We start from the raw sequence: 14,420 nt of genomic DNA on the forward strand, positions 1-14,420 counted from the left end.
TGGCCGTGGGCGGATAAACACAGGACCTGATCTCCATGTTGACCCACGCGCTGATCGGCGACGAAGGCAGAACAATCGAACTTGGCTGGCAGGATGGAAGGCGCACCCGCTTTCACGCCATCTGGCTGCGCGACAATGCGCTCGACGACAAGACGCGCAGCGCCGGCAATGGCCAGCGCTTGGTCACCATCCTCGACATTCCGGCCGGTACGAGAATTGGCGCTGCTTCGATCAAGGCCGAAGCGCTGGAGATCAGCTTCGAACCGGAGGGAAAAACGGTCAGCTTTCCCGCCCAATGGCTTGATGCAAACGCCTATGATCGCGACGAGACACGCCAGCCCGGTTGGACAGGCGATGTCATCCAGCGCTGGACCAAGGCGACGATGCAGAACTCGGTGCCGCGCGCCAGCTATCCGGCGGCCTTCCATGGCCGCAGTGTCCTGCGCGAATGGCTTTCGGCGGTGAGGACTTACGGGTTTGCAGTGATGGACGGGCTGCCGGCCGAATCCGGGGCGCTGTGCAAGGTATCCGACTTGTTCGGCTACATCAGGGAGACCAATTACGGGCGCTGGTTCGAAGTGCGCGCCGAGGTCAATCCGAACAACCTCGCCTACACCAATCTCGGCCTGCAGGCGCATACCGACAATCCCTATCGGGATCCGGTACCGACGCTGCAGATCCTGTCCTGCATCGAGAACACGGTGAAGGGCGGTGAATCCAGCGTCGTCGACGGCTTTGCCGTGGCGGCCGCCTTGCAGGCGGAAAATCCCGAAGGTTTTCGGCTGTTGAGCTCCCATGCGGCACGGTTCGAATATGCAGGGTCGTCCGGTGTGCGGCTGCAGTCCAAACGGCCGATGATCGAGCTCGGACCCGATGGCGAATTGATCTGCATCCGCTTCAACAACCGCTCGCTGGCGCCGACCGTCGATGTGCCGTTCGCCGACATGGATCGCTACTATGGCGCCTACCGCCGCTTCGCCGAACTGATCGAGGATCCGTCCTTCGAAGTCACCTTCAAGCTTGAGCCCGGCCAGGCCTTCATCGTCGACAACACCCGCGTCATGCATGCCCGCAAGGCGTTTTCCGGCACCGGCAAGCGCTGGCTGCAGGGATGCTACGCGGACAAGGACGGCCTGCTGTCGACGCTCGCCGCGATCGAACACGGCTTCAAGGAGGCTGCGGAATGAGCGGCCAGGATCTGAACGCGGACACCATCGTCGAATTCATCGCCGACATTTTTGAGCGCCGGGGTGCCGAATCCTATCTCGGCGAGCCGGTGACGATGTCCGAGCACATGCTGCAAGGAGCTTGGCTGGCGGAACAGGACGGAGCGCCCGAGGTGCTGGTGGCCGCCGCGCTGCTGCACGACATCGGCCACTACACCAGCGAGTTCGGCACCTATTCCCCCGACGATGTCGAGGACAAGCACCATGACGAGGCCGGCGGCGAGGTGCTGGCGCCGTTCTTCCCGCCTGTCATCGTCGAATGCGTCCGGCTGCACGTCGCCGCCAAACGCTATCTCTGCGCCACGGACCCGACCTATTTCTCCAGGCTGTCGCCGGCTTCGGTCCACACCTTGTCGCTGCAGGGCGGACCGATGAGTGCCGACGAGGTCGCCGTGTTCCGCAAGAACCCGTTCCACGAGGATGCGGTGCGGGTTCGCATCTGGGACGAGGGCGGCAAGGTCGCCAATATGCGAACGCGGGCGTTCCGCGACTATGTGCCGTTGCTGCAGCGCGTCGTGCACGACTTCGCCAATCGTGCCTGACGCAACGAGTCACCAGAGAAGACAGCCCATGTATTCGTGCTTCGATGGTGAAAGCTCGGTGGCCGCATACCGGCCGGAGACCTGCGGCGAGCGTTTGGCTGACGTAAGTGCTTCCGCCCCGGTTGTCGATCATCCGAGCGGCGGGCCCAGCCGTCCCGCCGCCGCGGTTTCGTTCAAACCCCAAGAGGCAGGACTAAGCCTTGTGATGGACCTCCTGCAATCCGTAGACCGGTGTGGGCAAGCCAGCTTGCCGGGCTTTTAGCTGCAGCGCCAGATATTGCGAATAGTGGCGCGACTGATGGAGGTTGCCGCCATGGAACCACAGCGCCTCCTGCTGGGTCGGCTTCCACATGTTGCGTTGCTCGCCTTCCCAGGGGCCGGGATCCTTGGCGGTGTCGGAGCCAAGACCCCAGACCTTGCCGACCTTGTCAGCCACCTCCTGCGAAATGAGGTCCGCCGCCCAGCCGTTCATCGAGCCGTAGCCGGTGGCATAGATGACGAGATCCGCCGGCAATTCGGTTCCATCGGCGAATTTGACACCGGTTTGCGTCAGCTCCTGAACCGCGGCGCCTGGTCCGCTCTTGAGCTTGATCGAACCGTCGATGACGAGGTCGCAGGCGCCGACATCGATGTAGTAGCCTGAACCACGGCGCAGATATTTCATGAAGAGGCCCGAGCCGTCATCGCCCCAGTCGAGCAGGAAGCCGGCCTTTTCCAGGTCCGCGTAGAACTTGGCGTCGCGTTCCTTCATCTGCTGGTAAAGCGGGATCTGGAATTCGTGCAGGATGCGGTAGGGCAGGGAGGCGAAGATCATGTCGGCTTTGCGCGTCGTCATGCCGTTCTCGACCGCCTGCTCCGAGTAGAGCGCGCCGAGCCCAATATCCATAAGGGTGTCGGACCTGACGATGTGCGTGGAGGAACGCTGCACCATGGTGACGTCCGCGCCACCCTCCCAGAGTGCCGCGCAGATGTCGTGGGCGGAGTTGTTGGAGCCGATGACAACGACCTTCTTGCCTCGGTATTTGTCGGGACCTGGATGGGTCGAGGAATGCTGCTGCTCGCCCTTGAAGATGTCCTGGCCCTTGTATTTGGGCCAGTTCGCCTTGCCGGACATGCCAGTGGCCAGCACCAACTGCTTGGGCTTGAGCACGATCTCTTCGCCGTCGCGTTCGACCACGACGGTCCATTCCTTGGCCTTCTCGTCGTATTTCGCGGATTTCGCCGAGGTGGAGGACCAGTAATTCAGCTCCATCACCTTCGTGTACATCTCGAGCCAGTCGCCGATCTTGTCCTTGGGCGCGAAGACCGGCCAGTTCTTGGGGAAGTCGATATAGGGCAGATGGTCGTACCAGACCGGATCGTGCAGGCAGAGCGACTTGTAGCGCTTGCGCCAGGAATCGCCGGGGCGCTCGTTCTTCTCGATGATGATGGCTGAAACGCCGAGCTGGCGCAGGCGCGCGCCGAGCGCGATGCCGCCCTGGCCGCCGCCGATGATCACGACATAAGGCTGCTTGCTGCGGCCGAGTTCGGCGAGTTCATCGTCACGTTCCTCGCGCCAGGATTTCCTGTCCTTGCCGTGGCCGTGCTTGGCGCCAAGCGGGCGGGTGAACCCCGCCTTTTCCTCATGGCCCTTGAGTTCGGCCATGGTGGTGAGCAAGGTCCAGATCAGGTCGCCCTTGAACCGTACCAGGCCGAAGCCGCGCGCCACTTCGGTTTCGAAGGTGATCCAGGCGGTGGTGACGCCGTCCGCCTCGGTCGCCTCCTCGCCTTCGGCCAATTTCCAGTCGCTCGGCTTGGTCCCAGCCAGGGTTGCCGTCAGCATGTCGCGCACCTGATCCTGGCCCTCCATCGTCCTCAGGTTCCAGGTGAAGGTGACGAGGTCGCGCCAGTAGCAATCCGCCTGGAAACAGTTGACGGCCGCGTCGATGTCGCCGGTCTCCAGCGCCTTGCCAAACTTGTCGAGCAGCGCTTGTGCCTTCGTTGTGGGTGTTCTCTCGAGCATGGTTTCTCCTCCGGTTGTCGGTTTCCAAGAACGCCTGTTCAGGCTTCCACTGGAACAGCAAGCGGCCGGCCAGGACCTCCCTACCTGGGGAAGGGACTCCCATTCGCCGGCAACGCGTCTCCTCCCAGGCACGTCGTCAGCCCGGGATAGTGGTGCGTCGATGGGACGGGCTCAACTGTACTATGGTAGCGCGTGGCGGAACCCCATCTCACAGGCGAGTGAATTCGTGCCGTACCCCATTGACGACCCCGCGCGTTCGCCTTTATGGTCCGCCACCATGAAAACGGCACTCATTCTCGTAGGAAGGCGCGTGGGCAAGGCGGTGTAACCGCCGGGCGAAGACCTCCCATGCGCACACACAGGCTCCCTCGGGGGCCTTTTTTATTGCCTGAAACACGACTAAACGACCAGCAACGCCCAAATGGCGGCAGTACGGGACCAGACCGATGAACAATGGACAGAGTGAGCGGCGCGAAGTGCCAAGTAGGGAAATGACTGGCGCCGAAATGGTGGTGCAGGCGCTGAAGGATAATGGCGTCAAGCATGTCTTCGGCTATCCGGGCGGCGCCGTTCTTCCGATCTATGACGAGATTTTCCAGCAGGACGAGGTCGAGCACATTCTCGTGCGGCACGAGCAGGGCGCCGGCCACGCAGCCGAGGGCTATGCGCGGTCGACCGGCAAGGCCGGCGTCATGCTGGTGACATCGGGTCCCGGCGCGACCAATGCGGTGACACCGCTGCAGGACGCGCTGATGGATTCGATCCCGCTGGTCTGCCTGACCGGCCAGGTGCCGACTTCGCTGATCGGTTCCGACGCGTTCCAGGAATGCGATACGGTCGGCATCACGCGCCCCTGCACCAAGCACAACTGGCTGGTGAAGGACGTCAACGAGCTCGCCGCGACCATCCACGAGGCCTTCCATGTCGCGACGACCGGCCGTCCCGGTCCGGTCGTGGTCGACATCCCGAAGGACGTGCAGTTCGCCAAGGGCTTCTATGTCCCGCCGCAGATCGCGCCGCGCACCAGCTACCAGCCGAAGGTTCAGGGCGACCTGGAGAAGATCAAGGCGGCGGTCGAACTGATGGCCACCGCCAGGAAGCCGATCATCTATTCGGGCGGCGGTGTCATCAATTCCGGCCCGGAAGCGAGCCATCTCCTGCGCGAACTGGTGGACCTCACCGGTTTCCCGATCACCTCGACGCTGATGGGTCTCGGCGCCTACCCCGCCTCGGGCAAGAACTGGTTGGGCATGCTGGGCATGCACGGCACCTACGAGGCCAATATGGCCATGCATGATTGCGACGTGATGATCTGCATCGGCGCGCGCTTCGACGACCGTATCACTGGCAGGCTGAATGCGTTTTCGCCGAACTCGCGAAAAATCCATATCGATATCGATGCGTCCTCGATCAACAAGAACGTCCACACCGAAGTGCCTATCATCGGCGATGTCGGCCGGGTGCTGGAAGACATGGTGCGGCTGTGGCGGGCAACCGCCAAGACCGACAAGAAGGCGCTCTATCCCTGGTGGGAGCAGATCGCCAAATGGCGCGCGCGCGATTCACTCGCCTTCAAGATGAACAACGACGTGATCATGCCGCAATACGCCATCCAGCGGCTCTATGAACTGACCAAGACCATGGACACCTACATCACCACCGAGGTCGGTCAGCACCAGATGTGGGCGGCGCAGCACTATCATTTCGAGAGGCCGAACCGCTGGATGACGTCGGGCGGGCTGGGCACGATGGGCTACGGCCTGCCGGCCGCGCTCGGCGTGCAGATCGCGCATCCCGATGCATTGGTCGTCGACATCGCCGGCGACGCCTCGGTGCAGATGACCATGCAGGAGATGAGTGCGGCGGTGCAGCACGACGCGCCGATCAAGATATTCATTCTCAACAACCAGTATATGGGCATGGTGCGGCAGTGGCAGCAACTGCTGCACGGCAATCGTCTGTCGCATTCCTACACCGAGGCGATGCCGGACTTCGTCAAGCTGGCCGAGGCCTATGGCGGCCACGGCATTCGCTGCGACAAGCCCGACGAGTTGGACGACGCGATCAAGGAGATGATTTCGGTCAGGAAGCCGGTGCTGTTCGACTGCCGCGTGGCAACGCTCGCCAACTGCTTCCCGATGATCCCTTCGGGCAAGGCGCATAACGAGATGCTGTTGCCCGACGAGGCGACCGACGAGGCGGTTGCCAATGCCGTCGACGCCAAGGGCAGGGAACTGGTGTAGACGACGAGCCGAGGCAGGGCTTGTCAAAAGAAGCCGTGCGAAAACAGATAATTAGATCCAGAATTTGAGATTCATGTCATGAACGCACAGCACCTTCAACCCACCGGGTCCGCCTACTTCATCGCCAAGGAGACGGAGAGGCCGGAAAACCACACGCTTTCAGTGCTGGTCGATAACGAGCCGGGCGTGCTTGCCCGGGTCATCGGCCTGTTTTCGGGGCGCGGCTACAACATCGAGAGCCTGACCGTCTCGGAGACCGAGCACGAAAAACACCTGTCGCGTATCACCATCGTGACGCGCGGCACGCCGCATGTGCTGGAACAGATCAAGCATCAGCTCGAGCGCATCGTGCCGGTCCACCGCGTCGTCGATCTCACCGTGCGTTCGCACGAGTTCGGGCAGGAGCGGCCGCTGGAGCGGGAACTGGCGCTGGTCAAGGTTGCCGGCACCGGCGAGGCCCGGGTCGAAGCGCTGCGGCTGGCGGACGCCTTCCGCGCCAGTGTCATCGACGCCAACACCGAGCATTTCATCTTCGAGATCACCGGCAAGGGCTCCAAGATCGACCAATTCATCGCCATCATGAAGCCGCTCGGCCTGGTCGAGATCTGCCGCACCGGCGTGGCGGCGATGAACCGCGGCTCGCAGGGGATGTAGGCCGACACGGATCAGTCCTCGGGTTTTGCCGATGGGGCCTCGACCTTGCCGCTGGCCAGGGCCTTGCTTTCCCTTTTCAGCGGCCGCGACACCGGGCAGACATCCTGAACGAAGCCGTTCAGGGTGTTCACCAGATTGTTCTCGACCAGCGAGTAGTGGATGAACTGTCCCTGACGCTCCCTGGCGATGAGGCCGGCCGTCTCCAGAATGTTCAGGTGCTGCGAGATCGATGGCTTCGACATGTCGAAGCGCGCCGCGATCTCGCCCGCAGTCAGCGACGAGTGGGCGAGGTAGGCGAGAATCCTGCGCCGGGGCGCCGACGACAGCGCCTCGAACACGCGCTGGATCGCCCCGCTGGCGGCGATGCCGGCCTCAGCCTCCTGTTCTGCTTTCTCGACCACTGTGCGCACCTCGTAATCGCAGACATCGTCGAGACGCCTGCCGGTATTTTCCCGAACGTCATTTAGACTATTGCCTAAATACCTAATCCGGCATAATAGATGATTAGCTTATTGCCTAAATACTGGCCGGGACGCCAAAAGGCAAGGCTGTGGTTCGGAAAATGTTCATGCGAGGAGGGGTTCCCGATGAAGACCATATCCACGGGCAGAATGATTTCTCGACAAGACAGCGACGCGCGCGATGGCAGGGTTGTCTGGATGCCGGCCAAGTCGATCTGGGTCGGCGCGATGACGGTTGTCGCCATCGTGTTCGGACCGCTTACCTTCAGCTGGAGCGCCTTTCTCCTGTTCGTCGTCACGAGCGCGGTGACGATCTGCGCCGGGCATTCGGTCGGCATGCACCGGCTGCTCATCCATCGCTCCTTCAAGGTCCATATCTGGATCGAACACGCGCTGGTCTATCTCGGCGTTCTGGTCGGCATGGCCGGCCCTTTCGGGATGATCCATGCGCATGACATCCGTGACTGGGCACAGCGCCAGGCGGCCTGCCACGACCTGCATGCGCACCGCCGGCCGTTTTTCATCGACGCCTTCTGGCAGATGCATTGCGCGGTCGTCTTGCGCGATCCGCCCGATTTCGTCATCGAGCCGTCGATCAGGAATGACCGGTTCTACAAATTCCTGGAACGCACATGGATGCTGCAGCAGCTGCCATGGGCCGTTCTGTTCTTGGCTGTCGGCGGCTGGAGCTGGGTCGTCTGGGGCATCGCGGTGCGTGTTTCGGTATCCCTCACCGGACATTGGCTGGTCGGCCATTTCGCGCATCGGGGCGGGGACCAGGGATGGTGCGTGGATGGCGTGGCGGTGCAGGGCTACAATCTGCCACGGTTCGGATTGGTCACGTTCGGCGAGAGTTTTCACGGCAATCATCACGCCTTTCCCGAATCGGCGCGGCTCGGCCTGGAGCGGGGGCAGATCGACCTTGGCTGGATCTTCATCCGGGTTCTTGCCGGCCTCGGTCTCGCTCACGGCGTAAAGCTGCCGGAGAATACGCCAAGGCGGAAGGGGTTGCGCCGGCTACGCGGCAGGGAGCAGGGCATGGCTGTCGTTGACAGGCGGTTGCCGGCTTCATGATCATGGGCAGCCAGCGGCCGCGAGTGGACCAACGGATTGCTGTTGCGGCAGGTGCTTCGGGTATCTAAGTCAATATTGCTGACCTTCCTGTTTTTACGCAATTTCGGATGGAAAACCGCTACGCACTTTTCCTGGAATTGCGCTAGTGAGCCCGATGTCACTCGATGCATTCCTCGCACTGCTCGTCTATGCCTTCGTGACGTCGATCACGCCGGGGCCGAACAACCTCATGCTGCTGGCCTCCGGCGTCAATTTCGGACTGGTCAGAAGCGTGCCGCACATGCTCGGCATCAGCATCGGTTTTCTCGTCCTGTTGCTCGCCGTCGGCTTCGGGCTTGGCGCGGTGCTGACCGCGTTCCCGACGCTGCACACCGGGCTGAAGATAGCCGGCGCCGTCTATCTGCTCTACCTGGCCTGGAAGATCGCGATGTCACGCTCGCTTGGCGGCAAGGGTGAGACGGATGCGCGGCCGATGCGCTTCATCGATGCGGCGGCTTTCCAATGGGTCAATCCCAAGGCCTGGGTGATGGCGATCACCGCGATGGCCGTCTACACCAATCCGGAGCGGCCGTTCCTGTCCGTCGTCCTGATTGGCATGGCTTTCACCGTGGTCAATCTTCCCAGCGTCTCGGTCTGGGCGGGATTCGGTACGGCGTTACGCGGTTTCCTGTCCGACCCGATGCGGCTGAAATGGTTCAACATAGCCATGGGCGTGCTGCTGGCGGCGACGCTTTGGCCAATGCTGCGGTAAGTTAAGGCCTTCAGGCGCGGCACGCACAAAGCGGGGGCATTCTGTAAACTCTGGTTCACATCTATTTTGACTATTTGTGAACTATGGATTACAAAGCGATCCATGATCGAAGTCCGGAAAACAGCTGAATTCGCCGGCTGGTTAAAGTCCCTCAAGGATGTCCGCGCCAAGGCTCGCATTCAGATTCGGATCGATCGTGTCGAGCTTGGCAACCTTGGCGATGCCAAGTTTTTCGATGGCATCGGCGAATTGCGGGTCGACCATGGTCCGGGCTATCGCATCTATTTCGTCAAGGCGAGCAACACGATCATTATCCTGCTCTGCGGCGGCGACAAGTCATCACAAAAGGCTGACATCAAGAAAGCCATCGGCATGGCGAAGGAGGTCAAATGACCATCGAAACCACCAAATGGGACGCTTCAGAATTCCTCGACAGCGAGGAGGCAATCTTCGCTTATATCGAAGCGGCCTTCGAAGACGGCGATCCCGCCCTTATCACCCATGCGCTCGGCAACGTGGCCAGATCTCGGGGCATGACATCCATTGCCAAAGACGCTGGCGTGACACGTGAGGCGCTGTACAAGGCTCTAAGCGACAAGGGCGATCCCAAACTTTCAACCCTGCTCGGCGTCATGAGGGCACTCGGGCTCAGATTGACGGCGGAGGCCGTACCAAAGGACAATCATGCCGAGGCACGCCTCGCAGGCTAGCTCGCCATAAAAGCGACGTAACCAACGTGGCGCCGATGGCTTCGACGAGATGGCTTGCCAAGTAACTCACGGCATGAAAGCCCCCAAAGCCGGCCTGGTTGAGGCCGGACGAAAGTGCGTGATCTCGTCTCACGACGCTGAATGTGTCCCATCGGCCCGGCTGCACAACTATTGTGCAGTGCACATTAAATCTTCGTAATGCCGTGTTTTGGCCCTTTTCGGACAAACCCACGTCCTATCTATTCGGCGAAATCGCGGCAATGAGCCGTGAATTGCGCTAGAATACGACCACCTGGCTATGGCGTGTCGGACGGAGAGGTCTTTTTGTCGATGCGTGGAAAAGTCATTCTATCCTTGCTTGCGGTCGCATGTGTCGGCGCGGCCTGGCTCTATCTGTCGCCAGACGCGCCGAACAAGGCACGGCAGATCATCGGCGCAAAGCAGGTCGCCGCGACAGACAAGCCGGCGGCCGACAAGCCGGCAGGCGGCAAACAGGCCGGTGGCGGCGGTGGCGCCCGTTCGGCCTCGATCGTTTCGGCGACGGCAACGACGGCCGACTTTCCGATCCGCCGCTATGCCATCGGCTTCGTCTCCTCTCCGGCCGTGGTCAACATCAACGCGCGCGTCTCCAGCCAGATCGTGTCGATCGACGTCAAGGACGGGCAGATGGTGAAGGCAGGCGACCTCCTGTTCTCGCTTGACGACCGGGCGCTGAAGGCTCAACTCGCCAAGGACCAGGCAACACTTGCCAAGGACCAGGCGCTGCTCGCCAGTTCGAGTTCCGATCTTCAGCGCGCCAAGGACCTTGTCGCCAAACAGGCCGGTACGCAGCAGACTTACGATCAGGCCGTTGCCGCGCAGAAGGCGGCGGCGGCGACCGTCGATGCCGACAAGGCGACGATCGACGCGGACAATGTCCAGCTTGGCTTTGCCACCATCACCGCGCCGATCGCCGGCAGGCTGGGTGCCGTGAATGTCGCCGTCGGCGACCTCGTGACTGTCAGCAATGGCAACAGCAGCACGGCGACGCCGCTGGTGACCATCACCCAGATGGACCCGCTGCAGGTCAACTTCAATCTGCCGGAAAGCGACCTTGCGCTGCTGCACAAGGCGCTTGCCAATCCACAGCAGAACGCCGTGACGTTGACCCAAAGCGGCGACCCGACGCCGATCGGCAAGGGCACGCTCGATTTCGTCGATTCCAGCGTCGACACCGCGTCGGGCACAATCGCCACACGGGCAAGCATTCCCAATGCCGATCTTTCGCTATGGCCCGGCCAGTATGTGAACGTCGTGCTCGACGCCGGCGTCATGCCGCGGATGACCTCGGTTCCGACCGTCGCGGTCCAGCCCAGCCAGAAGGGGTCGTTCGTCTATGTGGTCAAGCCCGACAACACCGTCGAGATGCGGCCGGTCCAGGTGGCGCTGACCGAAGGCCAAAACAGCGCCATCAGCCAAGGGCTGAAAAGCGGTGAGAAGGTCGTCACCGAAGGCCAGACAAGGCTGAAGGACGGTGCGGCGGTGCATGAAGGCAAGGCCACGGCGAATGCCGCGCCCAAGGTGGCCGAGGCGACCAACGCCGGCGAGGCGGCCCAATGATTTCCGAATTCTGCATTCGCAGGCCCGTCGCAACGCTGCTGATGTCGTTCGCCCTCATTCTGGGCGGTATTTTCGCTTACAAGTTCCTGCCGGTGGCGGCACTGCCGAGCGCGGAGTTCCCGGTGGTCAACGTGTCGGCACAGCTGCCTGGCGCATCGCCGGAAACCATGGCCACATCCGTGGCGACGCCGCTGATCAAGCAGTTCGCGACCATCGCCGGCATCGATTCCATTTCGACCACCAACTCGCTCGGTCAGACTTCGATCGCCATCCAGTTCGTGCTCAACCGCGACATCGACGCGGCCGCGGCCGACGTCCAGGCGGCAATCGCGCGCACGCAGCGGCAACTGCCGCCGGAGATGACGGCCCCGCCCAGCTACCGCAAGGTGAATCCGGCCGACGCGCCGATCCTTTTGATGTCGCTGGTCAGCGATACGGTCCCGCTGACGGATCTCGATGCTTTCGCGGAAAATGTCATCTCGCCTTCGCTTTCGACGATCGATGGTGTGGCGCAGGTTTCGATCTATGGCCAGCAGAAATATGCGGTGCGTGTCCAGATTGATCCGACCGCGCTGGCGGCGCGCGGCATCTCGATCGACCAGTTGCAGACGGCGATCGCATCCGCCAACAGCAACACGCCGCTCGGCGTGCTGCAGAACAACAAGCAGCAGCTCACCATCACCGCCAACACCCAGCTCACCAACGCTGCCGGCTTCTCCAACCTCATCATCGCCACCAAGAACGGCCATCCCGTGCGGTTGGGGGAGGTGACACGTGTCATCGATTCGGTTCAGACCACCACGACGGCGAGCTGGTATGATGGCACCCGCGCCATCATCCTCGCAGTCCAGCGCCAGCCCGACGCCAACACGGTCGACGTGGTCGACAAGGTCAAGGCGATGCTGCCCTCGTTCCAGGATCAGATGCCGGCAGCTGCCTCGATCAAGCTTCTCAACGACCGCTCGACATCGATCCGCCAGGCCGTCAACGACGTGCAGTTCACGCTGCTTCTGACCATCGCGCTGGTGGTGATGGTGATCTTCGTGTTCCTGCGCCGTGTCACCGCGACGATCATTCCTGCGGTGGCGGTGCCGATTTCGCTGATCGCAACGCTCGGCGCGATGTTCCTGTTCGGCTTTTCCATCGACAATATCTCATTGATGGGCCTGACACTGGCGGTGGGGCTCGTCGTCGACGACGCCATCGTGATGCTCGAGAACATCTTCCGTCACATGGAAGAGGATGGGCTGTCAGCGTTCGACGCGGCGCTGAAAGGCGCGCGCGAGATCGGTTTCACCATCATCTCGATCTCGATCTCGCTGGTGGCTGTGTTCATTCCCGTGCTTCTGATGGGCGGTGTGATCGGGCGCATCTTCAACGAATTCGCCGTCGTGGTGACCGTCGCGATCCTGGCGTCGATGTTCGTGTCGCTGACGCTGACGCCCATGCTTTGTTCGCGGCTGCTGTCTGTCAGCAAAGCCGACCGTGAGGCACATGGCGGTGGCCACAGGCATGATCTTTTCACACGTAGCTATGACTGGATTTTGACCTTCTGCCTGCGGCACACCTTCCTAGTGTTTCTGGTCTTCATCGGAACGGCTGCACTGTCGGTATGGCTGATCCAGATTTCTCCAAAAGGCTTTTTCCCACAAGAGGATATCGGCCAAGTGTCGGTGACGACGATTGCCCGGCAGGACATTTCCTTCGACGCCATGGTCAAACTGCAGAGCCAGGTTGCCGATGTCTTCTCGCATTCCCCATACGTAACACATGTGGCCTGGTCAGTCGGCGGTGGGGGCAGCGCCCTCAATCAGGGCCGTCTCTATGTGCAGCTCAAGGATAAGAGCCAGCGCCCCGACATCGAGAAGGTGCAGGCCGATCTGAGGCGGCAGCTTTCCAGTGTGGCCGGTATCGAAACTTACATGCAGCCGGTGCAGAACCTCAGGCTCGGTTCGCGTTCCTCCGCCAGCGCTTATCAGCTTGTCGTGCAAGGCCTCGATACGGCGCAGGCCGATATCTGGGCGCAGAAGATGGACGACGCCATGGCGGCGGACCACGCGACCTTCACCGACGTCACCAGCGATCTGCAGAACAATGCGCTGCAGGCAACGCTGGTGGTCGACCGTGACAAGGCCGCCCAACTCGGCATCGACACCGATACGCTGCGTTCAAGTCTCTATGGCGGTTTCGGCACCGCACAGGTCTCGACGATCTTCGGTTCGGCCGACAGCTACGAGGTCGTCATGGAGCTCGATCCGAAAATCGAATGGTCGCCGGAGCGGATGCTGGCCATTCAGGTCAGGACGGCGAGCGGCAGGTTGGTGCCGCTTGGCGCCTTCGCCCGGGTCGATCGCACGGCTGGAGCTTTGACCGTCAACCAACTCGGTCAGCTCCCGGCGGTGACGATCTCCTACAATCTGCCGCAAGGCGTGGCGCTCGGCGACAGCGTGACGCGCATCAACGCGATCAAAGAGCAGATCGGCATGCCGAAGGCGATCTCGACCACTTTTGCCGGCACGGCCAAGACCTTCCAGGATTCACTTGCCAACCAGGGCCTGCTGATCGGCGGCGCGATCCTGACCATCTATATCGTGCTCGGCATCCTCTATGAGAGCTTCATCCACCCGCTCACCATTCTCACGGGCCTGCCATCGGCGGTGTTGGGAGCGCTCGTGGCGCTGCGCTTCGCCGGCATGGACCTGTCGGTCATCGCGGTGATCGGCATCCTGATGCTGATCGGCATCGTCAAGAAGAACGGCATCATGATGGTCGACGTCGCGCTCGAACTGCGACGAGAAGGCATGTCGGCCACGGACTCCATCCACAAGGCCTGCCTGATGCGGTTCAGGCCGATCATGATGACGACGCTGGCGGCACTGATGGGCACGTTTCCGATCGCGCTCGGTACCGGCGCCAGCGCGGAACTTCGCCAGCCGCTGGGCGTAGCCGTCGTCGGCGGCCTGCTCGCCTCGCAGGCGCTGACGCTGTTCGTGACGCCGGTGATCTACGTCTATATGGAGAACTTCTCCGGCTGGCTCGTCGGTCTCTTGCCAAAGCGCAAGGGCGAGATGCATCTGGTCGAAGAAGGCGATCAGCCTTCGCTGTTCGGCACCAATGACGACATCCCGGCTGAGCCGCAGAAGACGGCCGCCGAGTAG

12 protein-coding genes are annotated in these 14,420 nt (G+C 61.8%); 10 read left to right on the top strand and 2 right to left on the bottom strand.

From position 1 onward, the window contains the following. The first annotated feature begins 35 nt into the window (after positions 1-35). A complete protein-coding gene (locus tag LB536_RS12100) occupies positions 36-1,187 on the top strand; it encodes a gamma-butyrobetaine dioxygenase (protein WP_224592370.1) in 1,152 nt (383 codons plus the stop codon). Continuing rightward, positions 1,184-1,768 carry an HD domain-containing protein gene (locus tag LB536_RS12105; protein ID WP_224592373.1) on the top strand — a complete coding sequence of 195 codons (585 nt, stop codon included), beginning with the start codon at positions 1,184-1,186 and terminating at the stop codon, positions 1,766-1,768. Before LB536_RS12100 ends, LB536_RS12105 begins: the two co-directional genes overlap by 4 nt. Before the next feature lie 193 nt (positions 1,769-1,961). Here the strand turns inward: LB536_RS12105 and LB536_RS12110 are convergent, their stop codons facing one another. Next, positions 1,962-3,770: an NAD(P)/FAD-dependent oxidoreductase gene (locus tag LB536_RS12110; RefSeq protein ID WP_224592375.1), complete on the bottom strand. Its 1,809-nt coding sequence runs from the start codon at positions 3,768-3,770 to the stop codon at positions 1,962-1,964. A gap of 446 nt (positions 3,771-4,216) precedes the next feature. Here LB536_RS12110 and LB536_RS12115 point away from each other — a divergent pair, with 446 nt between their 5' ends. Together LB536_RS12115 and ilvN are read left to right on the top strand one after the other, a co-directional pair. After that, positions 4,217-6,013 (top strand): acetolactate synthase 3 large subunit, encoded by a 1,797-nt coding sequence (locus LB536_RS12115; RefSeq protein ID WP_263489011.1) that lies wholly within the window; start codon positions 4,217-4,219, stop codon positions 6,011-6,013. A gap of 78 nt (positions 6,014-6,091) precedes the next feature. Further along, positions 6,092-6,667: an acetolactate synthase small subunit gene (gene ilvN, locus LB536_RS12120; protein WP_140758083.1), complete on the top strand. Its 576-nt coding sequence runs from the start codon at positions 6,092-6,094 to the stop codon at positions 6,665-6,667. An 11-nt stretch (positions 6,668-6,678) separates the two neighbouring features. Here the strand turns inward: ilvN and LB536_RS12125 are convergent, their stop codons facing one another. Next, positions 6,679-7,068, bottom strand: coding sequence for a metalloregulator ArsR/SmtB family transcription factor (locus tag LB536_RS12125; RefSeq protein WP_224592378.1), 390 nt, complete (start codon positions 7,066-7,068; stop codon positions 6,679-6,681). Positions 7,069-7,254: 186 nt separating this feature from the next. Here LB536_RS12125 and LB536_RS12130 point away from each other — a divergent pair, with 186 nt between their 5' ends. The 6 genes from LB536_RS12130 (at position 7,255) to LB536_RS12155 (ending at position 14,420) form a co-directional block, all read left to right on the top strand. Next, a complete protein-coding gene (locus LB536_RS12130) occupies positions 7,255-8,202 on the top strand; it encodes an acyl-CoA desaturase (protein ID WP_224592381.1) in 948 nt (315 codons plus the stop codon). Between the two features lie 154 nt (positions 8,203-8,356). Further along, positions 8,357-8,953, top strand: a complete 597-nt coding sequence (locus LB536_RS12135; RefSeq protein ID WP_224592383.1) for a LysE family translocator — start codon at positions 8,357-8,359, stop codon at positions 8,951-8,953. 102 nt (positions 8,954-9,055) lie between these two features. Then, positions 9,056-9,346 carry a type II toxin-antitoxin system RelE/ParE family toxin gene (locus LB536_RS12140; RefSeq protein WP_224592386.1) on the top strand — a complete coding sequence of 97 codons (291 nt, stop codon included), beginning with the start codon at positions 9,056-9,058 and terminating at the stop codon, positions 9,344-9,346. After that, positions 9,343-9,663, top strand: coding sequence for an addiction module antidote protein (locus LB536_RS12145; RefSeq protein WP_140812671.1), 321 nt, complete (start codon positions 9,343-9,345; stop codon positions 9,661-9,663). Before LB536_RS12140 ends, LB536_RS12145 begins: the two co-directional genes overlap by 4 nt. Before the next feature lie 330 nt (positions 9,664-9,993). After that, positions 9,994-11,262, top strand: a complete 1,269-nt coding sequence (locus LB536_RS12150) for an efflux RND transporter periplasmic adaptor subunit (RefSeq protein WP_224592390.1) — start codon at positions 9,994-9,996, stop codon at positions 11,260-11,262. After that, complete coding sequence (locus tag LB536_RS12155; protein ID WP_140812673.1) at positions 11,259-14,420, top strand: efflux RND transporter permease subunit; 3,162 nt, start codon at positions 11,259-11,261, stop codon at positions 14,418-14,420. Before LB536_RS12150 ends, LB536_RS12155 begins: the two co-directional genes overlap by 4 nt.

Origin of the sequence: Mesorhizobium sp. ES1-3, from assembly GCF_020164795.1 — a bacterium.
In the GTDB taxonomy this organism is placed as follows: Bacteria; Pseudomonadota; Alphaproteobacteria; order Rhizobiales; family Rhizobiaceae; genus Mesorhizobium.